The following is a 23,599-nucleotide window of genomic DNA, read 5'->3' as shown; positions in this document are numbered from 1 at the left end:
TATGAAATTATTAGAAGGAAAAACAGCTATAATAACCGGAGCAAGTCGTGGTATCGGAAAAGGTATTGCTGAAGTTTTTGCTCAACATGGTGCAAATGTAGCATTTACATACAGCTCTTCTGTAGAAGCAGCAAATGAACTAGAAAAAGAATTAAATACTTTAGGTGTAAAAGCTAAAGGTTACCAAAGTAACGCAGCTAATTTTGATGAATCTCAAAAATTAGCTGAAGAAGTATTAGCTGAATTTGGTGCTATTGATATTTTAGTGAATAACGCAGGTATCACAAAGGATAACTTGTTAATGCGAATGGGTGAAGCTGATTTTGATAAAGTAATCGAAGTAAACCTTAAGTCTGTTTTTAACATGACAAAAGCCGTACAACGTACTATGCTTAAGCAACGTAAAGGTTCTATTATTAATATGAGTTCTGTTGTTGGTGTAAAAGGTAATGCCGGACAAACAAATTATGCAGCTTCAAAAGCCGGAATTATTGGTTTTTCTAAGTCTGTAGCTTTAGAATTAGGATCTCGTAATATTAGAAGTAACGTTATCGCTCCAGGTTTTATTGAAACAGAAATGACAGCAAAACTTGATGAAGAAACGGTGAAAGGTTGGAGAAATGCAATTCCTTTAAAACGAGGAGGAACTCCTGAAGATATTGCTAATGCTTGTGTGTTTTTAGCAAGTGATTTAAGTGCTTATGTTACAGGACAAACACTTAATGTTGATGGTGGAATGTTGACTTAATAAAATCAACTTAATTATCAAAATATTTTATTAAAATTAAATTTTAATGAGTTCTGAAACTCTATTATATATAACAATTGCTGCCATAACAGCGCTATTATTAGCGCTGTTTCAGTATTTATATAAATCGAAATTAAAGTCTAATTTAAAATATCTACTTACCGGATTACGAGCAATCTCAATTTTTGGAATTTTGCTACTCCTCATTAATCCTAAATTTGAATCTTTTACTTATTTTGATGAAAAACCAACTTTGGTTTTAGCTGTAGATAATTCTGAATCTATTGCCTATTTAAAACAAAATGATAAGGCTTTAGAGGTTTTTAATACGTTGAAAAATAATTCAGAATTAAATGAACGCTTTAATATTGAATCTTATGCCTTTGGTAAGACTGTAAAGACTTTAGATAGCTTAAATTTTAATGAGCGTCAATCTAATTTGTCATTAGCTTTAAAACAATTTGGTGAAGTTTATAATAACCAAACGGCTCCAATTTTAATTTTAACGGATGGAAATCAAACTTACGGTTCTGACTATAGTTACATTTCTAAAAGCGTAAAACAACCAATTTATCCAATAATTTTAGGGGATTCTACTGTGTATTCCGATTTAACTATAAAGCAACTTAACGTAAATCGTTATGTCTATTTAAAGAATAAATTTCCTGTTGAAATCATAGCAAACTACAATGGAATTACACCCATAAATACAGAACTAAAAATTTGGTCTGGTAATACTGTAGTATTTAGAAAACCATTACAATTTGATACGTCAAAATCTTCCGAAATAATTTCAACATCTTTAATCGCAAATAGTGTTAGTGTTAAAACTTATAGAGTAGAGTTAGTTGCTTTAGATAATGAGAAAAATACAGTCAATAATTTTAAAAATTTTGGTGTAGAAGTTATAGATCAAAAAACAAATATCGCTTTGGTTTATGATAGAATGCATCCCGATTTAGGGGCTCTTAAAAAAGCAATTGAAAGTAACGAGCAGCGAAGTGTTTCTTTATTAAAACCAAAAGAGATATTAAGTAAAATTAATGATTTTCAATTATTTATATTATATCAACCAAACAATAACTTTAATTCATTATTAAAAGAGATTAAAGAACAAAACTCTAATACATTTATTATTTCAGGAGAAACAACGGATTGGAATTTATTAAATAACAGCCAAAGTTATTTTAAGCAAACCATAACAAATCAAACCGAAGATTTTCAACCAAGTTTAAACCGAAATTACGGAACTTTTATAGTTGATAATATAGATTTTAGTAGCTTTCCACCATTAACATCAGAGTTTGGTTCTTATAAAATATCGGTGCCTTTTGAAACCTTATTATACAAAAGTATTAATGGAATTACGACTGAGGATATTATGCTTTCAACCTTTGAAACAAATAACACAAAACATGCTATTTTAAATGGTGAAGGGATTTGGAGATGGAGAGCGCAATCATTCTTAAACACTAATAGTTTTAATGCTTTTGATGAATTTATAAATAAGTTAGTTCAATACCTAAGTTCTAATAAAAAGAGAAAACGTATAAATATTGATTATAAATCTTTTTATAATGGAAATGATGATGTTGTGATTTCAGCTCAGTATTTCAATAAAAATTTTGAATTTGATAATTCAGCTTCATTAAGTATTGTTTTAAAAAACACAGAAAATAAGAGTACAAAAGAAGTTCCTTTATTACTCAATAACGGAAATTATACAGTAGACTTAAGTGGAATAGAAGCAGGAGAATACGACTTTACTGTAAAACATAATTCGGAGTCCGTTTCGGCTTCTGGAAGTTTTAAAATTCTAGAATATAACGTTGAGCAACAGTTTTTAAATGCAGATATAAACAAGTTAACAGTACTTGCAGAAAACAGTAATGGTAAAGCCGTTTTTACGTCTCAAACTAACTCATTAATTAATCAATTATTAAAAGATAATCGTTATAAAACCATTCAAAAAAGCACTAAAAATATTGTATCTTTGATAGACTGGAAATATTTACTAATAATCATTGTAATAAGCTTATTTACAGAATGGTTTCTTAGAAAATATAACGGCTTAATTTAAAAAGAATAGAATGGATAAATTACCAAAAATTGGATTGCCTATTTTAATAGGAGTTGTACTTTTAATCATAGTTTTAGCAAAATCAGCTGTCACGCTAGATTCTGGTCATGCTGGAGTTTTATACGAAACACTAAGTGATGGTGTAGATCCAGAAAAAGCACCACTAGGTCCAGGGTTTCATGTTATTGCTCCATGGAATCGCGTCATCGATTATGAAACTCGTCAGCAAGAAGTTGCAGAAAAAATGGCTGTATTATCATCTAACGGTTTAGATATTAAACTTGACGCTTCTATTCTCTATCAACCAGATGTTATAAGTTTAGGGAAGTTACACAATCAAAAGGGTGAGGATTATTTAAGTCGTGTGCTTCAGCCAGCTATTAGAAGTGCAGCAAGAAGTGTTGTTGGTCGTTACACACCTGAGCAGTTGTATTCAAGCAAAAGAGATGCAATTCAAGAGGAAATCTATGAGGAAACTAAAAAATTAGTGGAGCCACAGTATATTCAACTTAACGATATTCTAATTAGAGATGTTACTTTACCTCCTACAATTAAAGAAGCTATTGAACGTAAATTAAGGCAAGAGCAAGAATCTTTAGAGTATGAGTTTAGACTTGAAAGTGCTAGAAAAGAAGCAGAAAAAGTAATTATTGATGCGCAAGGTAAAGCAGATGCTAACCGTATATTAAGTGCATCATTAACGGATAAGATTCTTCAAGATAAAGGTATTGAAGCTACGGTAAAACTTTCTGAGTCACCAAATAGTAAAACGATTATTATTGGTTCAGGTGAAAGTGGATTACCAATTATTTTAGGAAATCAATAATTAATATCCTTAAATATTAAATTTTTGCTAAAACTTATATTTTAATCATGAAAAATAAGGTTTACTAAATTTTATTTATAGATATTTGTATTCACAAATTAGAACACATGACACTTATTCAATTTCATCATCATTTTCATACTAGCAATCAGGCGAGGTGAATTTGTATTGAATAAAGTCAAGATATATATTAAAAACCCGTTTGAGAAATCAGATGGGTTTTTTGTTTTTTAAATTCTAGCTGAAATCTTAGACATAACCAAAACTAAAAATGAGTAAATTAAAAATTGCAGTTCAAAAATCAGGTCGTCTTAATGAAGACTCAATGAAAATTTTAAAAGAGATTGGTATTTCTGTCGATAATGGAAAAGATCAGCTTAAAGCTTCAGCACGTAACTTTCCTTTAGAAGTATTTTATTTACGAAATGGAGATATTCCACAATATTTAAGAGATGGCGTTGTAGATGCAGCTATTATTGGTGAAAATGTCTTAATTGAAAAAGGAAACGATCTTAAAATTGTAGAACGTTTAGGATTTTCAAAATGTAAAGTGTCTATTGCGGTACCAAAATCATCAAAAGCAAAAAGCTTAAAAGATTTAGACGGGAAGCGTATTGCTACTTCTTATCCTAATACGGTAAATCAATTTTTAGAAAAAGAAGGTGTAAAAGCTAATTTGCACATTATTAATGGTTCTGTTGAAATTGCACCAAATATTGGGCTTGCAGATGGTATATGCGATATTGTATCGAGTGGAAGTACGTTATTCAAAAATGGATTAAAAGAAGTTCAGGTACTTTTGAAATCTGAAGCTGTTTTGGCGACTTCTCCTAAAATTTCAGTAGAAAACCAAGCGCTAATAGATAAGCTTCAATTCCGTTTAAAATCGGTTTTAAAAGGAAGAGAAAGCAAATATATTCTGCTAAATGCGCCAAACGATAAGTTAGATGAAATTATAAGAATCCTTCCTGGAATGAACAGTCCATCAATTTTACCACTAGCAAGAGAAGGTTGGAGTTCTATGCACTCAGTAATAGACAAAAATGATTTTTGGAATATTATTGACGAATTGAAAGCGAATGGTGCAGAAGGTATTTTAGTTTGCCCAATTGAAAATATGGTACTTTAATAATTTTAGTTAGGTTATGAAATTATATACAAATCCAGATCAATCAGATTGGTCCGAAATATTAAAAAGACCAACACAAACGGTTGCAGATATTGAAGCTGTTGTGAATGAGGTTTTTAACGATGTTTCTAAAAATGGAGACAAAGCTATAGAAAAGTATACCTCAAAATTTGATGGTGTAACATTAGAAGACACTATTGTTTCTGAATTAGAAATTGAAACAGCTATTGCAAATGTTTCAGAAGCTTTAAAATCAGCTATTACTTTAGCAAAATCAAATATTGAAACTTTTCATAAAGCTCAAAAAACAGATAAAGTTTTCGTAGAAACGATGTCTGGTGTAGAGTGTTGGCAAGAGAAACGTCCTATTCAAAAAGTAGGTCTTTACATTCCAGGAGGAACAGCACCTTTATTTTCAACAGTATTAATGTTAGCTGTTCCTGCTCAAATAGCAGGATGCAAAGACATTGTATTATGCTCACCACCTAATAAAGAAGGAAAAATTGCTAATGAGATTTTATATGCAGCAAACCTTTGTGGTGTCACTAAAATTGTAAAAGTAGGAGGTATCCAAGCTATTGCAGGATTAACTTTCGGAACCAATACAATTCCTCAGGTTTACAAAATATTTGGTCCAGGAAATCAGTTTGTAACCGTTGCCAAGCAATTAGCCACTAAATATGGCGTAGCAATTGATATGCCAGCAGGTCCAAGTGAATTATTGGTAATGGCAGATGATTCTGCAAATGCCTCTTTTGTGGCTTCAGATTTATTAAGTCAGGCAGAACACGGTAGTGATAGTCAGGTAATTTTAGTTTCAACTTCTAAAACTTTCGCAGATCAGGTTTCTGTTGAAGTAGAAAATCAACTTGCTGTTTTACCAAGAAAAACGATGGCCGAAAAAGCGATAGCCAATTCTAAATCTATAGTTGTAGATTCTAATGCCATAGCAATTGACTTAATTAACGAATATGGTCCAGAGCATTTTATCGTAGCGACAACAGATAATGATTTTTTTGTAGATAATATAAGCAATGCAGGTTCTGTATTTATCGGGAATTATACACCCGAAAGTGCAGGAGATTATGCTTCTGGTACAAACCATACATTGCCAACAAACGGATTTTCTAAAGCGTATTCTGGAGTTAACTTAGATAGTTTTCAAAAAAGCATGACGTTTCAAAAAATTTCTAAAGTAGGGATTCAAAATATCGGACATGCGATAGAGTTAATGGCTGAAGCTGAAGGTTTACAAGCCCATAAAAATGCGGTAACTTTAAGATTAAAGGAATTAAAAAAATAATTTAACGTCACTTCGAGTGATTTCGAGGTAGGAGAAATTGTATCGAGAAATAATTAAAATGAAAAATTTCAACTTAAATAATCTCATCAGAGATAACATTAAATCCATCAAGCCTTATTCTTCAGCAAGAGATGAATATAAGGATATTACTGACGGTATGGTTTTTATTGATGCCAATGAAAATCCTTTCAATACGGATGTGAATCGGTATCCAGATCCTCAACAAACCAATGTTAAAGCACGTTTATCTGAATTGAAACGTATCCCAATAAACAAAATTTTGTTAGGAAATGGGAGTGACGAAGTTTTAGATTTGATTTTTAGAGCTTTTTGTGAGCCTAATCGCGATAAAATTATCACATTGCCACCAACGTATGGTATGTACGATGTTTTAGCGAATCTAAATGCGGTTGAAAATATAGAAGTTGAATTGCAGAAAGATTTTCAACCTAACATGGATGAAATATCGAGAGCAGTACAAACGCATACAAAACTCTTGTTTTTATGTTCACCAAACAATCCTACGGCCAATAGTTTTGATGCGAAAAAGATTGAAGAATTAATTCGTAATTTTGAAGGTCTTGTGATTATTGATGAAGCCTATATTGATTTTTCAGCAGAAGAAAGTTGGTTAAGTCGACTAGAAGAGTTTCCTAATTTAATAATTACACAAACCTTATCTAAAGCTTATGGTTTAGCAGGGATTCGTTTAGGGATTTGCTATGCTTCTCAAGAAATTATTGCGGTTTTAAATAAAATCAAACCCCCTTACAATATCAATCAACTCACGCAAATTAAAGCCTTAGAGCGTTTAAATGCGACATTAGTTGTAGATAATGAAGTGAAAAGCATTATTCTAGAAAGAGGTATATTAAATGAAGCCTTAAAAACTATTGATTTTGTAACGGAAGTTTATCCTTCTGATGCCAACTTTATATTAACAAAAGTAGATGATGCTAATAAACGCTATCAACAGTTGGTAGAAAAAGGAATTGTAGTTCGTAATAGAACCAATCAACCGTTGTGCGAAAATTGTTTACGATTTTCAGTGGGTACAAAAGAAGAGAATGAGACGTTAATTCAAACATTAAAAGTATTGTAAATAAACGTCACATCGAGTGAATTTTGACTTTTCAAAATTTATATCGAGATGTATATTATTCTCGATGCAATTTTTTTTAAATAGAAAATCACTTGAATTGACGACTATAATAAAACATTGATTTAATTATCGTAACGTTTGTCATTCCACAATTGATGCGGAATTCACAAATATATTATTAATCTAAAATTAGATTTCTGCCAATGCAGGAATGACAGTAACATATGAAACCAGTATTATTCATAGACAGAGACGGAACTTTAATTAAAGAACCAGCAGACGAACAAATTGATGGGTTCGAAAAATTAGAATTCTATCCAAAAGTATTTCAATATTTAAGTAAAATCGCTAAAGAATTAAATTTTGAAATTGTGATGATTACCAACCAAGATGGTTTAGGGACGGAAGTATATCCTGAAGATACATTTTGGCCTGTTCATAATTTCGTTCTAAAGACTTTTGAAGCAGAAGGTGTTGTTTTTAAGGAACAATTTATAGACCGAACGTTTGCAAAAGATAATGCACCTACACGTAAACCAAATACAGGCTTATTAACAAAGTATTTTTCTGAAGATTATGATCTAAAGAATTCATTTGTTATTGGAGATAGACTTACAGATGTTGAATTAGCGAAAAACCTTGGAGCTAAGGGGATTTTTATTAATGATAATACCAATTTAGGAACTGATGAAGTTACCGTTAGCAATAATGAATTGGAAGAATTTATAGCTTTAGAAACAAACGATTGGGAAGTGATTTATAAGTTTCTTAAAACTACGGAACGCGTAGGAAGTATTGAAAGAAACACTAACGAAACTAAAATTAAGATCGATTTAAATCTTGATGGCACAGGGAAAAGTAATATTGATACCGGAATTGCATTTTTCGATCATATGCTCGATCAGATTTCTCGTCACGGACAACTCGATTTAAATATAAAAGTTGATGGAGATTTAGAGGTTGATGAACACCACACTATTGAAGATACAGCTATTGCTTTAGGTGAATTGTTTGCGACAACTTTAGGTAATAAATTAGGTATTGAACGTTACGGATTCTCTTTACCAATGGACGATTGTTTAGCACAGGTTGGTATTGACTTTGGAGGTCGTAACTGGCTTGTTTGGGAGGCTGAATTTAAACGTGAAATGATTGGTAAAATGCCAACAGAAATGTTTTTTCACTTTTTTAAATCGTTTACAGACGGTGCAAAGTGTAACTTAAATATTAAAGTAGAAGGTAATAACGAACATCATAAAATTGAAGCTGTTTTTAAAGCGTTTGCAAAAGCGATTAAAATGGCTGTAAAACAAGATGTTGAAAAAATGATTTTACCTAGTACTAAGGGAATGTTATAAAAACTGTCAATGAAACTATCAATAGTAAATTACGGCGCAGGAAACATTAAAAGCATACAATTTGCTTTTCAACGTTTAGGATACGAAGCTATTTTAACTGATAATCCAGAAGAAATTAAAACATCAGATAAAGTAATTTTCCCAGGGGTTGGTGAAGCAAGTTCTGCCATGATTAAATTACAACAAAGTGGTTTAGATCAATTAATTCCAACGTTAAAACAACCCGTTTTAGGGATTTGTTTAGGCATGCAATTAATGTGTAAACATAGTGAAGAAGGTGATACCAAAGGTCTTGGTATTTTTGATGTGAATGTCAAACGGTTTTCAAATCAGGTAAAAGTGCCTCAAATGGGATGGAATACCATTTCTAACTTAAAATCTGATTTATTTAAAGGTATTAAAGAAAAAGAACATATGTACTTGGTGCATAGTTATTACGCTGAACAATGTGAAGCATCTATTGCAACTTCAGATTACGAATTAGAATATGCTTCAGCATTAGAGAATGGTAATTTTTATGGTGTACAATTTCATCCTGAAAAAAGTAGTAAAGCCGGTGAGCAATTGTTGAAGAATTTTATTGAACTTTAAGATTTTAAAACATTAATAAATATCACCTTGAGCGGAGTCGAAAGGTCTTGACAGAAATAGTTATTAATTAAAAAAGAAATTCCATTTTAGTGGAAAATGTTATGAGAATAATCCCAGCCATAGATATTATTGACGGAAAATGTGTGCGTTTAACCAAAGGCGATTACGACACAAAAAAAATATATAACGAGAATCCTTTAGAAGTCGCAAAGGCTTTTGAAGATGCAGGGATTCAGTATTTACATGTTGTAGATTTAGATGGTGCAAAAGCGAGTCATATAGTTAATTATAAAGTGCTTGAAAAAATTGCAACTCAAACAAATTTAAAAATTGATTTTGGCGGAGGATTAAAATCTGATGAAGATTTAAAAATAGCATTTCAATCTGGAGCAAATCAAATAACAGGAGGAAGTATTGCTGTTAAAAACCCGGAAGTATTTGAAGGTTGGATTTCTAAATTTGGCTCAGACAAAATAATTCTTGGAGCAGATTGTAATAATGAAAAAATTGCAATTAGTGGTTGGCAAGAAGAAAGTGATTTAGAAGTTATTCCATTTATTAAAGACTATCAATCTAAAGGAATTACAGATGTTATTTGTACTGATATTTCAAAAGACGGAATGTTAGAAGGTCCTTCTTTTGAGCTTTATAAACGCATTTTAGAAAGTGCGAAAGCTATTAAGTTAATAGCTTCTGGCGGAATTTCTAAATTTGATGAATTACCAAAATTATTAGAAATGGGCTGTGACGGTGTCATCATTGGAAAAGCAATCTATGAAAATAGAATTAGCCTAAAAGAATTAGAACAATTTCTATAGCCAATCGTCACTTCGAGTGATTCTGAGGCACGAAGAATTGTATCGAGAAGTAAATGCTTTGTATAATTATTATAGAAAAATTGATTTTTAAAATCACATAAATTAATGTTTCTACTTAGGTAGAAATAACAACAAAACAGATGTTAACAAAACGAATAGTCCCTTGTTTAGATATTAAAAACGGAAGAACTGTAAAAGGAGTTAATTTTGTAGACTTAAGAGATGCAGGAGATCCTGTAGTTTTAGCAAAACAATATGCCGATTTAGGAGCTGATGAACTGGTGTTTTTAGACATCGCTGCAACCTTAGAAAACAGAAAAACCATGCATGATATGGTTTTAAAAGTCGCAGAACAAGTTAATATTCCTTTTACAGTTGGTGGCGGAATCTCTTCTGTAGAAGATGTAGATAATCTGTTGCATTGTGGTGCAGATAAAGTGTCTATTAATTCTTCCGCTGTAAAACGACCAGAATTAATTAATGAGCTTTCAGATAAATTTGGAAGTCAATGTGTTGTAGTTGCTATCGATGCAAAAGAATTAGATGGTGAATGGCTTGTACATTTAGCAGGAGGCACAATTCCGACAGAATTAAATTTATTCGATTGGGCAAAAGAAGTAGAACAACGCGGAGCAGGTGAAATTTTGTTCACCTCAATGAATCATGATGGTACAAAAGCTGGTTTTGCAAATGAGGCTTTGGCTAAGTTGTCAGATTTGGTAAATATTCCAATTATAGCTTCTGGAGGTGCAGGAACTATTCAACATTTTGTAGATACTTTTAAAGACGGAAAAGCAGATGCTGCATTGGCTGCAAGTGTATTTCATTTTGGCGAAATTCCAATATTAGAATTAAAAGAAGAATTAAGAATAAAGGGCATACCTGTAAGACTATAGCAAAAACATCTTATAATCAACCCAAATAAAATAGTCGATGAGACGAAATTAATATATTATGAACGTAGATTTCAATAAAAATCCAGATGGATTAGTGCCCGCTATTATTCAAGATAATAGCACAGACAAAGTATTAATGTTAGGTTACATGAATGCTGAAGCGCTTAAAAAAACAATAGAGTCTAATTTAGTCACTTTTTTTAGTAGAACAAAGCAACGTCTTTGGACTAAAGGTGAAGAAAGCGGTAATGTTTTAAATTTAGTAGATATTAAATTAGATTGTGATAGTGACTCTTTATTAATAAAAGTAAATCCAAAAGGCCCAACATGTCATAAAGGAACTGACACGTGTTGGAACCAAGATAATGTAACATCTTACGGTTTTATTTCTGAATTAGAGAGCACAATTGAATCTCGTATAAATGCTGCTGATTCAGAAAAATCTTATGTTGCATCTTTATTTGCAAAGGGGATTAATAAGATCGCTCAAAAAGTAGGGGAAGAGGCTGTAGAAGTTGTTATTGAAGCAAAAGACGATAATGATCACTTATTTTTAGAAGAAAGCGCAGATTTATTATTTCATTACCTAATGTTATTGCAAGCCAAAGGTTTTAAAATTGATGATGTTGTGTCTGTATTGAAATTAAGAAATAAAAAATAGACACTGCTTTTAGAGTCATTAATAAATTAGAGTTCCTCATTATTATATGTTTGATAAACGTTTTTATTACCTTATTAAAATTCAGTATTTAGGCTATCGTTTTCATGGTTGGCAAAAGCAACCCGATGTTAAAACGGTACACCTTATGATTGATCGTACATTAAAATATATTTTTCAAGACACAAGATTTAAAACTTTAGGAGCAGGTAGGACAGATGCTATGGTGTCTGCAAATGAAGCGGCTTTAGAGTTGTTTATTTATAATGAACCGATTCAAGATTTTGATGAATTTTTAGCGCTCTTTAATCATAATTTACCACAAGATATACGTGCGTTATCCATTAAAGAAGTTGATAAGAAATTTAATATCATTCAAGATTCTAAGTTAAAGGAATACCACTATGTGTTTTCAGAAGGTCAGAAAAACCATCCGTTTTGTGCACCAATTATGACGACTATTTTAGAACCTTTAGATGTTGAGTTAATGAAAAAAGGTGCACAGTTATTTTTGGGGACTCATAATTTTAAAACTTATTGTTATCGAGCAACAGATAAAGGAGAATATATTAGAACTATTGAAGACTGTGAGCTAGTTGAAAATGATATTTATACGGCTAGCTTTTTTCCAGAGAAATCTTACGTGCTTAAAGTTGTAGGTAAGGGATTTATGCGGAATCAAATACGATTAATGTTTGGTTGCTTAATAAAGTTAGGTAGAGGAGATCTTACTTTAGAGTATATTGAAGAAACTTTAAAATATGAGAGTACTGAAGTTATGGATTATATAGCACCAGCTTCAGGATTAATCTTACATTCTGTAAATTTTGAATAAAAAAAGGTATACAATTTAAATTGTATACCTTTTTTTAAACTATAAATTAATACTGATTATTTATAATCTAGTATTTAGTAAATTCTTATGTGAAATAAATATATCAATTCATTAATCTATTAAAACTCTATAAGAGAACCAAATTGTCCCCATCTATTTTGTAGTTTAAAAGATGTCATGGAATATAAATTTCAAAAGAAATTGATAAAATGTTTGTGCTTATTCAGCAACGTGTAATTTAGGTTCTTTATCTACAAATTTCCCATTTACAGATTCTCCTAAAATAATAACTTCTTTAGAGCGTTCGTACATTTTAATAGCACGATGCATCTGTAATTTGGTGCCACTGTAAAGTTTTACACCTGATTTTGAGCCTTTGTTTCTTATCTCAATATAGAAACCGTCTTTGAGTGCTGTTGGTCTTGTTGCTGGTCTACCCATAAATTTTAATGTCTTGTTTTAAAAAGTGGTGCATAATAGCAAAAAATATCACAACCCACAAATTAATTTAGAAACTTTTATCATTAAAAGCTTGTTTAAGATAAAAAATCGTTAAAATGCATCTCTTTGATCAAATTTTTAATTTATTTGAGATCAAATTATAAAAGTTTAATTTTCATGTGCATATATTGAGTTATTCCTAATTTTAAAAAATTGTATGCGTTAAGACTTATAGGATAAGAGCAAATTTCATTGACACATTTATAAGATATTTGTGTGGAACAATAAAAAAAGATTGCTTTGATGAAAGACCAATTTAATACTGCTTTAGGAAATTTAATAGAAAAACTTATAGATTGGTTTAATGCCATTATAGAAAACATTCCTAATTTTATTTTAGCCATTTTGGTACTGATTGTTTCTTATATCGCTGCTAAATATGTAAGTAGACTCGTTAAAAAATTAGTGGATAACCGAGTTGAACAAGATTCAATTAAAAATGCATTAGCTAGAGTAGTGGCTGTTTTAGTAGTTGCTTTAGGGTTATTTATTGCGCTAGGTGTTTTAAACTTAGGTAAGGCTTTAACATCGTTACTTGCAGGTGCCGGAGTTGTTGGTTTAGCTATTGGTTTAGCATTACAAGGAACTATTGCTAATACGTTTGCAGGATTAGTATTATCCTTTAGAAAGAAAATTCAAATCGGAAACTGGGTAGAAACCACAGGTTATTCAGGTGAAGTTATAGATATTAATCTAAAAGATTTTACTTTAAAAGAAGCCGATAATAATATTGTTATTATTCCAAATAAAACAATTTTAGAAAATCCGCTCAAGAATTATTCTTTAACAACTAAAATGAGAGTTTTCTTAGAATGTGGGGTTGGTTATGAGTCCGATTTAGAAGAGGTTCAAAGAATTACAAAAGAGGCTATAGCCAAAACTTTTGATCAGGTAAAATCTTCTGAAGATGTAGAGTTTTATTATACTGAGTTTGGTGATAGTTCAATTAATTATTTATGTAGGTTTTGGATTGAAGCAGAAAGTATGTTAGAGAAACTAAAAGCCAAAACCAAAGCTATTATTGAAATAAAGAAAGCTTATGATGCTGCAGGAATCAATATTCCATTTCCAATTAGAACTTTAGAATTTAATAATAAGTTAGATTTAAATGCTTCTGTAAACAAACAACCAAGTTCTAAATAATTATAAAATAGATTCTTATTTTAATGAGTTAATAATCTTATGATAAGAGCAAAGTTTAAAACATTGACATACCGATATTTGTAATATCAATAACCAAAAAACACAATTAAGATGAAAAAATTTAGTTACGTATTTATAGCCTTATTTAGTTTAAGTTTAATGACAACAAGTTGTAGAGAGCAGAAATCTACAGGAGATAAAGTTGAGGAAGCAGTTGAAGATACTGGAGATGCAATAGATGATGCAGCTGATGACACAGGTGATGCTATTGACAATACAGTTGATGATGTTGAAGATGCTGTAGATTAATTTTTAACTTTAATTTATAATAATATTATAAATAGAAAAAGCCATCGTTACGATGGCTTTTTCTATTTTTATCCAAATTATAATTTTTATGAGTCATTCTATCCCTAAAGAAGTATTTACATTTTTTAAAAAGCTTGAAAAAAATAACGATCGTGATTGGTTTAACGAACATAAACCAGAATTTAAAGCGATTGAAACTAAAATGAAAGCTTCTTATAATTATTTAGGAGAATTAATGAATACTCATGATCAGATAGAAAAGATTAAAATTTTCAGGATTTATAGAGATGTTCGTTTTTCTAAAAATAAATTACCCTATAAAACTCATTTTAGTGGTTCATTTGCAAGAAAAAAACCAGAATTACGTGGTGGTTATTATGTGCATATTCAACCTAATAACGAATCCTTTATTGCAACAGGATTTTGGGATCCCAGCAAAGAAGATTTATTACGCATAAGAAAAGAGTTTGAAATGGACGACTCAGAAATGAGAGAGAGCTTAAATGATAATATTTTTAAATCGACTTGGGGAAACTTTACGGGAGATGAGTTAAAAACGGCTCCCAAAGGTTTTGATAAGACACATCCCTCTATAGATTTAATAAGAAAGAAGCAATTCATTTTTACAAAGAAGTATACAGATAAAGAAGTTCTTGCTGATGATTTTATAGATAATGTTAATGACGCTTTTAAAAATATACGACCATTTTTTAATTATATGAGCGATGTATTAACGACAAATCTAAACGGAGAATCGATATTATAATATTATGCTTTTCAAATTACATAGCTTTTAATGTTTCAGAATTTGCTAACACTTGAATGCTATCCATATAACGTTCTTTTACAATGTTCATCATACGCTTGTTTAATGCTGATGAATTTTGGATGTATAATTGATATTCTTCAACCGTAAATTGACCTATGATCATTCCTTTGATAGAGTTTCTAAATTTCGTGTCTTTATGGATAGCATTATCTATGTATTCTAGTTGCTTCTCTAATGCAAGATTATAGAATACATTTTTGTGTTTTTTAATATAATTTTTAAAAACAGCAATTAATAAATTATGTTGAAACTTTACAATAGGACGTATGGTTTTGTTTTGAAATAACTCTTCAGCTCCCATGTTATCATGGATTTTTGCAGACGAAATAGTAGGCCTTAGAGCAAGTAGGTTTTCTGTTCTAGAAGTCATATTAGAATTGTTAAGCATTTAGATATTTATAAATTTAAGTATTAATAAACCTCATTTAATTGAATCTAAAATATGTTGTTAACGCGGTTATTAACAAATGCAATTCTAATATTGAATAATCATATCTCTTTTCAACTTAAAGAAAACGCTTTAAGCTTTATCTTTGAATAAAATAAATTGCATATGAAATTTGGACGTGTAGATGACCCTAGTAATATCGATTTCACTTTACCCTCTGATCATTTAGATACCTTAAAAACGTTACATAAAAACCCATCAGAGCTAACTAATCTTTCTGTAGGTTGCGCTAAGTGGAATAAAGCTGATTTAAAAGGGTTTTATCCAAAAGGGACTAAAGATGAACTAGAATATTATTCTCGTCAATTTAACGCTATTGAATTGAATGCGACGTTTTACAGAATTTTTCCGCCTGAGCAATTTTCAAAATGGTATGACAAAACACCTTCTGATTTTAAGTTCTTTCCAAAATTAAACCAAGAGATTAGTCATTGGAAACGTTTGGATGAAACGATAAATCCCATTGTAGATAATTATTTAAACAGTGTTATAAATCTGAAAGAAAAGTTAGGTTGTGTATTTTTGCAGATGCATAGTAATTTTGTTCCTAAAGATTTTGAAAAGGTTATTAATTTTGTAGAAAGTTGGCCTAAAGAAATTCCGCTAGCTGTTGAGTTTAGACATACAGATTGGTTTAATGATAAAGCCATAGCAGAAGATTTATATCAACTTTTAGAAGAAAATAATATTTCAAATATTATAGTAGATAGCGCAGGTAGACGCGATATTATGCACATGCGATTAACAAATTCTAGAGCTTTTGTGCGCTATGTAGGTGCTAATCATCCAAGTGATTATGATAGATTAGACGATTGGGTAAAGCGTTTAAAACATTGGAAAGAAAATGGTATTAAAGATATAAACTTCTTTGTGCATCAAAATATAGAGGAAGAATCACCATTGCTTTCTTCGTATTTAATAAAACAATTGAATGTAGAATTAGGAATGGATTTAATAATTCCAAATAAAGATTTAAATACACAACAAACACTTTTATAATAGTAATAATAAATAGCGAAAGTTTAAAACAAAATAAATATGAGATTTCACACACGTAAATGGGTAAAACCCGAAGATTTAAATCCTAATGGTAGTTTATTTGGAGGTCAACTTTTGGCTTGGATAGATGAAGAAGTGGCTTTATATACCGTAATTCAACTTGAAAACTCTAAAGTAGTGACTAAATTTATGTCAGAAATAAATTTTATGTCATCAGCTAGACAAGGAGATATCGTTGAAATCGGAATTTTAGTTACAAAATTCGGAAAGTCTTCAATAGCTCTAAAATGTGAAGCTAGAAATAAAATGACAAGAGAGACTATAATTACAATCGATAATATTGTGATGGTTAACCTTGGACCAGACGGAAAACCAGCACCACATGGTAAAGTTGAAGTAGAATTTGTAAAAGACCGATTAAAAGATTATTAATCGTTTTTACCTAAAGCGAGTTCGTAAACTTCTAAATCAAAATAAGACACTGCAGCCAATGTATGATCAAATATATCTCCAATGATATATTCGTAATTTACCCAACGTTGATCCTTGCTAAAAGCATAAATCTCCATTGGAATACCTTGTGCTGTAGGTTCTAATTGACGTACCATTAAAGTCATATCTTTATTAATGGCAGAATGATTTTCAATATACGTTTGAAGATATTTTCTGAACACACCAAAATTGGTGAGATTTCTGCCGTTTATTAAAACAGATTTATCAATATTGTGATCGTTATTGTAAGTTTCAATTTCTTTAGATCGCGTTTTTAAATATTCTGAGACTAATTCTATTTTACCAAAGCGCTTAATATCTTCGTTATTAAGAAAATTGATAGAAGATGTTTTAATAATGACCGAGCGTTTAATGCGTCGTCCACCAGAATCGTTCATACCTCTCCAGTTTTTAAACGAATCAGAAATTAAAGCATAGGTAGGGATTGTGGTAATAGTCATATCCCAATTTTGTACTTTTACAGTGGCTAAGCTTATTTCGGTAACTTCACCATCGGCTCCGTATTTTTCAAAAGTTATCCAGTCTCCAATTCTAACCATATCGTTAATAGATACCTGTATACTAGCAACGAAGCCTAAAATAGTATCTTTAAAAATAAGTAGTATTACTGCAGAAGCTGCACCTAAGGTTGTGGCGAATTTTATAAAAGAAACGCCTGTAATAATAGCTAAAATTGAAAAGAATCCTAACATCCATGCAAAAATCATAAAGACTTGCATATAACTATCAATAGGTTTGTCTTTAAACTCTACTAAAGTTTTTAGATAATCTTTTATAGAGCTTAAAAGGCTTCTTATAATTTGAAGTGTAAGTACAATGGTTATAACCTTTAAGGTTTTCTCTATAATATTTTGTGCATATTCAAAATCAGTAAATACTTGAGGTACAAATTCTATTAAAATTAGCAAGGGAATAATATGGGCAATATTTCTTGGAAGCTTGTTGGCAATAAGAATATCATCGAAATTAGTTTTGGTCCGCTTAGCAACTCCTGCCGAAAATTGCCAAAGTAAACGTTTGGTAATAAAATCGATTATAAAAGCGGCTAACACTAATGCAATAAGAAGTCCAAGCATATTAAGATACATTGAAGTATCTTCAGATAAACCTTGTTCTAATAGAAAATCGTATAAGAGATGTTTTATGTTAAGCACGACTTGATTCTTTTAAGTATTTATAATCAATATAAAATGTTCCAAAAGGAAGTATTGAGGCGATTAAGACAATCCAAAATGTACGTGTTGTCCATTTCATATCACTGCTAATTAATACAGCCATTACCACGTAAGCCATAAATAAAACACCATGTGGCATTCCTAATAATTTTACATATTGTGGATCTTCGTAGATGTATTTTATAGGTGTTGCTATAAACAATAATAAGATGTAAGAAATACCTTCTAATAAAGCTATAATCCTAAAAACAGGCAGTAATTTTAACATGATATTAAATTTGTGCAAAAATACTTTAGAATTAAGTAAAAAGAGAAGAATTTAACAGCTTTTAAGAAATTAATGAAAACTTAATTTCTATTATTTATATTTAGGCAAAATATCTATTTACCAACCTTTATTTATGAGAAAAATTCTATCCTTAGCCTTGTGTTCATTCGTTTTAATGTCTTGTTCCACAGTGCAATCTACAAGTAGTAAAAAAGGCACTTCTAAAACCGCACATGCAAAAACAGACAGTCCTAAAAAGAGTCAAAGTAAAATTAAAGATTACGATAAAGTAATTACTAAAGATGCTATAACAGATGAGGGGTTATTTAATGTTCACTTAGTAGGAGATAAGTATTATTTTGAAATTCCGACGGAACATCTTAATACAGATATGCTATTAGTAAGTCGTTTTGCCAAATTACCAGCAAATCTTGGTGGAGGCTATGTTAACGCAGGCTCAAAAACGAATACTAGAATGATTAACTGGGAGCGTTTTAAAGATAAAATTCTTATTAAAGAAAAATCTTCAAGTGCAGTGGCGTCAGATAGTTTACCTATTAATGTTTCAGTGAAATCTAATAATTACGAACCAATATTATATGCTTTTGATATTGCTGCGTTTTCAAAAGATTCGTCGTCTGTTGTAATTGATGTTACCAGTTTTTATAGTTCGGATGTGAAATCAATTAGCGGATTAGGTTCAAGATTGCGTTCGTCTTATAAAGTGAAGAATTTAGATAAGTCTCGAAGTTTCATAAACTCGGTAAGGAGTTTTCCTGAGAATATAGAAGTGATTCAAGATTTTACATATAACGCTTCAAATCCACCAGTAAATACAGGAGATGAAACGATTAGTGTACAGATGAATCAATCTATGATTCTTCTTCCTAAAACACCGATGCAACCCCGTCTTTTTGATGAGCGTGTTGGTTGGTTTACGTTAAGTCAATATGATTATAGTAGTGAAGAATTAAAATCGGATCAAAAAAACTATTTAAGACGTTGGAAATTAATTCCAAAAGATATTGAAGCTTATAATAGAGGCGAGTTGGTAGAACCTGTAAAACCAATTGTTTATTATTTAGATCCTGCAACACCAATGAAGTTTCGATCTTATATGAAAGAAGGTATTGAGTTATGGCAAAAAGCTTTTGAAGCTGCCGGATTTAAAAATGCAATTATTGCTAAAGATCCCCCAACTAAAGCTGAAGATCCAGATTTTAGTCCAGAAGATATTAGATATTCAGTGGTAAGATATGTTGCCAGTACAACTAGAAATGCGACAGGTCCAAGTGTTTCAGACCCCAGAAGTGGAGAAATAATTGAAAGTGATATTATTTGGTATCACAACCATTTGCGTTCTTACAGAAATCGATACATGTTAGAAACAGGAGCGGCAAATCCTTCAGCAAGAACATTAAATACGCCAGATGAAGAGATTGGTGAAATGATGAAAATGGTGATTGCACATGAAGTTGGTCATACCTTAGGATTACCTCATAATATGAGTGCAAGTTATGCTTATGATGTAGAAAGTTATAGAGATGGTGAATTCACTCAAAAGAATGGAATTGCTGCAACCATTATGGATTACGCGCGTTACAATTATATAGCACAGCCTGGAGACGAGAACATTCGTTTTATAAGACAATTAGGCCCTTATGATAATTATGCAATTAATTATGGATACAGATATATAGACGAAGCAACATCTGCAGAAGATGAAAAGGAAACTTTAAATGCATGGATTACTGAAAAAGCAGGAGATCCTATTTATAAATTCGGAAAACAAAGCAGTCGTTTTGATCCTACAGCACAAACTGAAGATATTGGTAACAATAGTATTAAAGCGAGTACTTATGGACTTAAAAATTTAAAGATAGTTGCTAAAAACCTTCCCAGCTGGACAAGTGATAAAACAGATAATTATGAAGATTTAGAAGAGCTTTATGGCGAATTGTTAAGTGTTTGGGGGCGTTATATTGGCCATGTCGTTACACATATTGGTGGAGTAGTAGAGGATACTAAAAACCCATCGCAAGAAGGTGTAATTTATACTCCAGAATCTAAAACAGAACAAAAAGCTGCTGTGGCTTGGTTGCATAAAAATGCTTTTGAAACTCCAAGTTGGTTAATTGATAAGTCCATTCTTCAAAATATAAATTACGCTGGTTACACGGATCGAATGCGAAGTTTACAATCGCGTCATTTAAACAATATATTGAGTTTTGAGCGCTTAGGAAGATTGATAGATCACAATGCTTTAGATGCTAAAAACTATTCAGCTTTAGAATTATTGAGTGATATTAGAACCGGAATTTGGTCAGAATCAAAATCAGGCATTAATGTTTCAGTTTTTAGACGTAATTTGCAACGTGCTTATTTAGATGCTATGTTTAATTTAATGACAGAAGATTTAAACCCTAATCGTAGTAGACAGTATTTTAATGTCAACCAATCTGATGTAAGAGCTTTGGTAAGAGGTGAATTAAATGTTGTAAAACGTTTATTAACTTTGGCATTAAAAAGAAATTTAAACTCAGAAACCAAATACCATTATCAAGATGGTATTGAAAGAATTAGTAACATTTTAGATCCAAAATAATATGAAAAAATTAGTTTTATTAGTTGTACTTTTTAGTCTTTCAACATCATTTTATGTCAATGCGCAATCCAAAAAAGCTCAAAATGATGGGTTTGAGGCTACCTATCAAAATATGAAAGCTATAATTAATTCTCAACATTATCAATATGTTGGTCATGTGGTTTATAATTCTGAAGATAGAAAAGTACTAGATCAAGATTTAAATCAATTTGAAATAAATACAACAAGTGTAAAAGGATATTTAACTTCATTGAGTTCATTTACTTATAATACTAAGACTTCTAATTCTAAAATTACAAATTACGAAGTAACATTTAATGATGAGAAACAAACAGTGCTTATAGAATTTAATTTAGATAAGGATAAATTTATCATAGAAGTAAAGCCAAATGGCAAAGCTTTTTTAACCTTAAGCTCAGATGTTAATAATATTAGACAAACTGGTATGATTAAAAGGATATAAATTGTATATTTGTACCCAGTTTATTGAAAATATACTACACAAATAGTTCGATTCTTGAGTTATTTTTCTAGATTTTAATACTATTCATTGTTAAGTTAATTAACTTGTCTGCATTATAGATATTTTCAAAAGCACACACACATATTAATATTTAAAACTACGAATGGCTAAATCACAACAGACTTTTAGTAAAAGTGAAAAAGAAAAAAAACGATTAAAGAAGAGAGAAGACAAGCGCAAGAAAATGGAAGCGCGTAAACTCGACAGGGATGAAAATGGTTCTGAAGGAATCCCTATCGCTTATGTAGATCATAACGGTAACCTTACAGATACACCACCAGATCCAACAATGAAGGTGAAAGTTAAAGCTGAGAATATAGTTCTTGGTGTTCCACAAAAAGATGATTCAGACGAAGAACCGTTCGATCCTATTAGAAAAGGAAAGGTATCTTTCTATGATAGTTCTAAAGGTTTCGGTTTTATTATCGATACTGAAACTAACGAAAAGCATTTTACTCACGTAAGTGGTATTATTGACGATATTGCAGAAAACGACAAAGTAACTTTTGAATTAGAAAAGGGACAACGTGGAATGAATGCAGTAAGAGTTAAGCAAGCATAACATTCTTATCAAAAAATAATAAAAGCCATTATAGTTTAAACTGTAATGGCTTTTTTTGTTACATCTTACAACTTAATAATTAGTACAATACTTCGTTTTAAATAAAATAGTTGAATTTTTTAAAACCTTCCTTTTTAATTCTTCGTAGGTAGAGAAATAATTAATATTAAAAACTCATATTTATGAAAACGAAAACAATTATTTCAACATTAGCTTTAACAGTAACATTAATTTTTGGATCTACTGTAATGGCACAATCTAAAATGGATAAAGGTGTTAAAATGGAAAAAGGAACAAAAATGGTAGGTGGTGCCGAAATGTATCCATCTAAAGATATTGTATCTAACGCCGTAAACTCTAAAGATCATACAACTTTAGTGGCTGCTGTAAAAGCTGCAGAATTAGTAGAGACATTACAAAGCGATGGACCTTTTACTGTTTTTGCACCAACAAATGCTGCATTCGATAAATTACCAGAAGGAACAGTGGCAACTTTATTAAAGCCAGAAAACAAAGCAAAACTTCAAGCGGTATTAACATACCATGTGCTTGCGGGTAAATTTAGCGGAAAAGCTATTATGAAAGCGATTAAAAAAGGTAAGGGTAAAGCAACTTTTAAAACCGTAAATGGACAAATGCTAACAGCAATGATGGACGGAAAATCTTTAGTACTTAAAGATACGGCTGGTAACACATCAATGGTAACAATTGCAGATGTAAATCAATCTAACGGTGTTATTCATGTTGTTGATACGGTAGTTTTACCAGGTATGTAATAAAATAAGAATTAGTTTATTATGATTGGTTGGTATTGATACTAATTCTTGAAGGCACAAGTTTTTAACTTGTGCCTTTTTTTATACCTTTAAAACAAGAAAAATAGACAAAATGCATCCGAGAATTATAAAGTGTACAGAGAGAAAAGTTGTTGGGTTTTTAACAAAAATAACGAAGGATGAGTATTTTAAAATCCCACAATTATGGCAAAAATTTATGCCTAGAAAAAAAGAAATTAATAATTTAAGTTCAGAGGAATTTATAGCAGTTCAACAATTCCCGAAAGAAACTACTATTGAAAACATTGTAGATTATACAATTTGGGCTTGTGTAGAGGTTTCGCATTTTAAAGATATTCCTGAAGGCATGTCATCTTTTGTAATTCCGGCTGGTGAATATGCTGTTTTTCTTCAAAAAGGAATGGATGCTTCAAAAACATATCAAAGTATTATGACACAATGGTTACCAAAATCAGGTTATACAATTGATAATAGACCACATTTTCAAATCATGGGTGAGATGTATAAAAATGGAAGTTCAGATTCTGAAGAAGATTTTTATATTCCTATAAAACCGATAGTTTAATCTTTTGTCCGTTTTATT

General features: G+C 30.8%; 26 protein-coding genes. 22 read left to right on the top strand and 4 right to left on the bottom strand.

What is annotated here, in order from left to right:
• Window position 1 precedes the first annotated feature (1 nt).
• The 12 genes from fabG (at window position 2) to truA (ending at window position 12,344) form a co-directional block, all read left to right on the top strand.
• Window positions 2-748, top strand: coding sequence for a 3-oxoacyl-[acyl-carrier-protein] reductase (gene fabG, locus H0I32_RS00355; protein WP_173589080.1), 747 nt, complete (start codon window positions 2-4; stop codon window positions 746-748).
• Window positions 749-794: 46 nt separating this feature from the next.
• Entirely contained in the window at window positions 795-2,828 is a 2,034-nt protein-coding gene (locus tag H0I32_RS00350) for a VWA domain-containing protein (RefSeq protein WP_179313080.1), read from the top strand.
• A gap of 10 nt (window positions 2,829-2,838) precedes the next feature.
• Window positions 2,839-3,654, top strand: coding sequence for a prohibitin family protein (locus tag H0I32_RS00345; RefSeq protein ID WP_173589082.1), 816 nt, complete (start codon window positions 2,839-2,841; stop codon window positions 3,652-3,654).
• Between the two features lie 271 nt (window positions 3,655-3,925).
• The gene (gene hisG, locus H0I32_RS00340) at window positions 3,926-4,783 is read left to right on the top strand and encodes an ATP phosphoribosyltransferase (RefSeq protein WP_179313081.1); all 858 of its coding nucleotides are present in this window, start codon (window positions 3,926-3,928) and stop codon (window positions 4,781-4,783) included.
• A 16-nt stretch (window positions 4,784-4,799) separates the two neighbouring features.
• Window positions 4,800-6,086 (top strand): histidinol dehydrogenase, encoded by a 1,287-nt coding sequence (gene hisD / locus H0I32_RS00335; protein ID WP_179313082.1) that lies wholly within the window; start codon window positions 4,800-4,802, stop codon window positions 6,084-6,086.
• A 58-nt stretch (window positions 6,087-6,144) separates the two neighbouring features.
• Window positions 6,145-7,188 (top strand): histidinol-phosphate transaminase, encoded by a 1,044-nt coding sequence (gene hisC / locus H0I32_RS00330; protein WP_179313083.1) that lies wholly within the window; start codon window positions 6,145-6,147, stop codon window positions 7,186-7,188.
• Between the two features lie 224 nt (window positions 7,189-7,412).
• Window positions 7,413-8,546, top strand: a complete 1,134-nt coding sequence (hisB, locus tag H0I32_RS00325; protein WP_179313084.1) for a bifunctional histidinol-phosphatase/imidazoleglycerol-phosphate dehydratase HisB — start codon at window positions 7,413-7,415, stop codon at window positions 8,544-8,546.
• Between the two features lie 9 nt (window positions 8,547-8,555).
• Window positions 8,556-9,137: an imidazole glycerol phosphate synthase subunit HisH gene (gene hisH / locus H0I32_RS00320; protein WP_179313085.1), complete on the top strand. Its 582-nt coding sequence runs from the start codon at window positions 8,556-8,558 to the stop codon at window positions 9,135-9,137.
• A 101-nt stretch (window positions 9,138-9,238) separates the two neighbouring features.
• Complete coding sequence (hisA, locus tag H0I32_RS00315) at window positions 9,239-9,955, top strand: 1-(5-phosphoribosyl)-5-[(5-phosphoribosylamino)methylideneamino]imidazole-4-carboxamide isomerase (protein WP_173589088.1); 717 nt, start codon at window positions 9,239-9,241, stop codon at window positions 9,953-9,955.
• Between the two features lie 140 nt (window positions 9,956-10,095).
• Complete coding sequence (hisF, locus tag H0I32_RS00310) at window positions 10,096-10,851, top strand: imidazole glycerol phosphate synthase subunit HisF (protein ID WP_179313086.1); 756 nt, start codon at window positions 10,096-10,098, stop codon at window positions 10,849-10,851.
• A gap of 58 nt (window positions 10,852-10,909) precedes the next feature.
• Entirely contained in the window at window positions 10,910-11,512 is a 603-nt protein-coding gene (gene hisIE, locus H0I32_RS00305) for a bifunctional phosphoribosyl-AMP cyclohydrolase/phosphoribosyl-ATP diphosphatase HisIE (protein WP_179313087.1), read from the top strand.
• Window positions 11,513-11,558: 46 nt separating this feature from the next.
• Window positions 11,559-12,344 carry a tRNA pseudouridine(38-40) synthase TruA gene (gene truA, locus H0I32_RS00300; protein ID WP_179313088.1) on the top strand — a complete coding sequence of 262 codons (786 nt, stop codon included), beginning with the start codon at window positions 11,559-11,561 and terminating at the stop codon, window positions 12,342-12,344.
• Between the two features lie 219 nt (window positions 12,345-12,563).
• Here truA and H0I32_RS00295 read toward each other — a convergent pair whose 3' ends face one another.
• Window positions 12,564-12,785: a hypothetical protein gene (locus H0I32_RS00295; protein ID WP_092443056.1), complete on the bottom strand. Its 222-nt coding sequence runs from the start codon at window positions 12,783-12,785 to the stop codon at window positions 12,564-12,566.
• A 303-nt stretch (window positions 12,786-13,088) separates the two neighbouring features.
• Here H0I32_RS00295 and H0I32_RS00290 point away from each other — a divergent pair, with 303 nt between their 5' ends.
• The 3 genes from H0I32_RS00290 (at window position 13,089) to H0I32_RS00280 (ending at window position 15,063) form a co-directional block, all read left to right on the top strand.
• On the top strand, window positions 13,089-13,988 hold the full coding sequence (locus H0I32_RS00290) for a mechanosensitive ion channel family protein (protein WP_179313089.1): 900 nt from the start codon (window positions 13,089-13,091) through the stop codon (window positions 13,986-13,988).
• A 111-nt stretch (window positions 13,989-14,099) separates the two neighbouring features.
• A complete protein-coding gene (locus tag H0I32_RS00285; protein WP_173589093.1) occupies window positions 14,100-14,297 on the top strand; it encodes a hypothetical protein in 198 nt (65 codons plus the stop codon).
• Between the two features lie 88 nt (window positions 14,298-14,385).
• Window positions 14,386-15,063 carry a DUF2461 domain-containing protein gene (locus H0I32_RS00280; RefSeq protein WP_179313090.1) on the top strand — a complete coding sequence of 226 codons (678 nt, stop codon included), beginning with the start codon at window positions 14,386-14,388 and terminating at the stop codon, window positions 15,061-15,063.
• A gap of 16 nt (window positions 15,064-15,079) precedes the next feature.
• On the opposite strand, the gene H0I32_RS00275 is transcribed toward H0I32_RS00280, so the two are convergent.
• Window positions 15,080-15,496, bottom strand: coding sequence for a glyoxalase (locus H0I32_RS00275; protein WP_173589095.1), 417 nt, complete (start codon window positions 15,494-15,496; stop codon window positions 15,080-15,082).
• A gap of 183 nt (window positions 15,497-15,679) precedes the next feature.
• Between H0I32_RS00275 and H0I32_RS00270 the strand changes: the two genes are divergently transcribed.
• Window positions 15,680-16,573, top strand: coding sequence for a DUF72 domain-containing protein (locus H0I32_RS00270; RefSeq protein ID WP_173589096.1), 894 nt, complete (start codon window positions 15,680-15,682; stop codon window positions 16,571-16,573).
• Between the two features lie 39 nt (window positions 16,574-16,612).
• A complete protein-coding gene (locus H0I32_RS00265) occupies window positions 16,613-17,005 on the top strand; it encodes an acyl-CoA thioesterase (RefSeq protein ID WP_179313091.1) in 393 nt (130 codons plus the stop codon).
• Here H0I32_RS00265 and H0I32_RS00260 read toward each other — a convergent pair.
• Together H0I32_RS00260 and H0I32_RS00255 are read right to left on the bottom strand one after the other, a co-directional pair.
• A complete protein-coding gene (locus H0I32_RS00260) occupies window positions 17,002-18,240 on the bottom strand; it encodes a mechanosensitive ion channel family protein (protein WP_173589098.1) in 1,239 nt (412 codons plus the stop codon). The genes H0I32_RS00265 and H0I32_RS00260 overlap by 4 nt on opposite strands.
• The gene (locus H0I32_RS00255; protein ID WP_173589099.1) at window positions 18,233-18,529 is read right to left on the bottom strand and encodes a DUF3817 domain-containing protein; all 297 of its coding nucleotides are present in this window, start codon (window positions 18,527-18,529) and stop codon (window positions 18,233-18,235) included. Before H0I32_RS00255 ends, H0I32_RS00260 begins: the two co-directional genes overlap by 8 nt.
• Window positions 18,530-18,662: 133 nt before the next feature.
• On the opposite strand from H0I32_RS00255, the gene H0I32_RS00250 reads away from it, so the two are divergent.
• From H0I32_RS00250 to H0I32_RS00230, 5 genes are all read left to right on the top strand, one after another.
• The gene (locus tag H0I32_RS00250) at window positions 18,663-21,134 is read left to right on the top strand and encodes a zinc-dependent metalloprotease (RefSeq protein WP_179313092.1); all 2,472 of its coding nucleotides are present in this window, start codon (window positions 18,663-18,665) and stop codon (window positions 21,132-21,134) included.
• 1 nt (window position 21,135) lies between these two features.
• The gene (locus H0I32_RS00245; RefSeq protein ID WP_179313093.1) at window positions 21,136-21,597 is read left to right on the top strand and encodes a hypothetical protein; all 462 of its coding nucleotides are present in this window, start codon (window positions 21,136-21,138) and stop codon (window positions 21,595-21,597) included.
• A gap of 163 nt (window positions 21,598-21,760) precedes the next feature.
• Window positions 21,761-22,219 carry a cold-shock protein gene (locus H0I32_RS00240; protein WP_173589102.1) on the top strand — a complete coding sequence of 153 codons (459 nt, stop codon included), beginning with the start codon at window positions 21,761-21,763 and terminating at the stop codon, window positions 22,217-22,219.
• A 182-nt stretch (window positions 22,220-22,401) separates the two neighbouring features.
• Window positions 22,402-22,995, top strand: coding sequence for a fasciclin domain-containing protein (locus tag H0I32_RS00235; RefSeq protein WP_179313094.1), 594 nt, complete (start codon window positions 22,402-22,404; stop codon window positions 22,993-22,995).
• Between the two features lie 112 nt (window positions 22,996-23,107).
• Window positions 23,108-23,581, top strand: a complete 474-nt coding sequence (locus tag H0I32_RS00230; protein ID WP_179313095.1) for a GyrI-like domain-containing protein — start codon at window positions 23,108-23,110, stop codon at window positions 23,579-23,581.
• Window positions 23,582-23,599: the final 18 nt, after the last annotated feature.

This window comes from Winogradskyella sp. HaHa_3_26, from assembly GCF_019278425.1.
GTDB lineage: Bacteria > Bacteroidota > Bacteroidia > Flavobacteriales > Flavobacteriaceae > Winogradskyella > Winogradskyella undariae.
Note: the sequence above shows the minus strand (reverse complement) of the source record. Positions and strands in the feature narration are given on the sequence as shown.

Bases quoted from the DNA above. Each gene is read 5' to 3' on its own strand.
- H0I32_RS00270 (WP_173589096.1), top strand. From the start codon at position 15,680: ATGAAATTTGGACGTGTAGATGACCCTAGTAATATCGATTTCACTTTA.
- hisB (WP_179313084.1), top strand. From the start codon at position 7,413: ATGAAACCAGTATTATTCATAGACAGAGACGGAACTTTAATTAAAGAA.
- H0I32_RS00345 (WP_173589082.1), top strand. From the start codon at position 2,839: ATGGATAAATTACCAAAAATTGGATTGCCTATTTTAATAGGAGTTGTA.
- H0I32_RS00235 (WP_179313094.1), top strand. From the start codon at position 22,402: ATGAAAACGAAAACAATTATTTCAACATTAGCTTTAACAGTAACATTA.
- H0I32_RS00250 (WP_179313092.1), top strand. From the start codon at position 18,663: ATGAGAAAAATTCTATCCTTAGCCTTGTGTTCATTCGTTTTAATGTCT.
- hisH (WP_179313085.1), top strand. From the start codon at position 8,556: ATGAAACTATCAATAGTAAATTACGGCGCAGGAAACATTAAAAGCATA.
- H0I32_RS00350 (WP_179313080.1), top strand. From the start codon at position 795: ATGAGTTCTGAAACTCTATTATATATAACAATTGCTGCCATAACAGCG.
- H0I32_RS00280 (WP_179313090.1), top strand. From the start codon at position 14,386: ATGAGTCATTCTATCCCTAAAGAAGTATTTACATTTTTTAAAAAGCTT.
- H0I32_RS00245 (WP_179313093.1), top strand. From the start codon at position 21,136: ATGAAAAAATTAGTTTTATTAGTTGTACTTTTTAGTCTTTCAACATCA.
- hisA (WP_173589088.1), top strand. From the start codon at position 9,239: ATGAGAATAATCCCAGCCATAGATATTATTGACGGAAAATGTGTGCGT.
- H0I32_RS00265 (WP_179313091.1), top strand. From the start codon at position 16,613: ATGAGATTTCACACACGTAAATGGGTAAAACCCGAAGATTTAAATCCT.
- H0I32_RS00285 (WP_173589093.1), top strand. From the start codon at position 14,100: ATGAAAAAATTTAGTTACGTATTTATAGCCTTATTTAGTTTAAGTTTA.
- hisG (WP_179313081.1), top strand. From the start codon at position 3,926: ATGAGTAAATTAAAAATTGCAGTTCAAAAATCAGGTCGTCTTAATGAA.
- hisD (WP_179313082.1), top strand. From the start codon at position 4,800: ATGAAATTATATACAAATCCAGATCAATCAGATTGGTCCGAAATATTA.
- H0I32_RS00275 (WP_173589095.1), bottom strand. From the start codon at position 15,496: ATGACTTCTAGAACAGAAAACCTACTTGCTCTAAGGCCTACTATTTCG.
- H0I32_RS00230 (WP_179313095.1), top strand. From the start codon at position 23,108: ATGCATCCGAGAATTATAAAGTGTACAGAGAGAAAAGTTGTTGGGTTT.
- H0I32_RS00290 (WP_179313089.1), top strand. From the start codon at position 13,089: ATGAAAGACCAATTTAATACTGCTTTAGGAAATTTAATAGAAAAACTT.
- truA (WP_179313088.1), top strand. From the start codon at position 11,559: ATGTTTGATAAACGTTTTTATTACCTTATTAAAATTCAGTATTTAGGC.
- hisC (WP_179313083.1), top strand. From the start codon at position 6,145: ATGAAAAATTTCAACTTAAATAATCTCATCAGAGATAACATTAAATCC.
- hisIE (WP_179313087.1), top strand. From the start codon at position 10,910: ATGAACGTAGATTTCAATAAAAATCCAGATGGATTAGTGCCCGCTATT.
- H0I32_RS00240 (WP_173589102.1), top strand. From the start codon at position 21,761: ATGGCTAAATCACAACAGACTTTTAGTAAAAGTGAAAAAGAAAAAAAA.
- fabG (WP_173589080.1), top strand. From the start codon at position 2: ATGAAATTATTAGAAGGAAAAACAGCTATAATAACCGGAGCAAGTCGT.
- hisF (WP_179313086.1), top strand. From the start codon at position 10,096: ATGTTAACAAAACGAATAGTCCCTTGTTTAGATATTAAAAACGGAAGA.
- H0I32_RS00255 (WP_173589099.1), bottom strand. From the start codon at position 18,529: ATGTTAAAATTACTGCCTGTTTTTAGGATTATAGCTTTATTAGAAGGT.
- H0I32_RS00295 (WP_092443056.1), bottom strand. From the start codon at position 12,785: ATGGGTAGACCAGCAACAAGACCAACAGCACTCAAAGACGGTTTCTAT.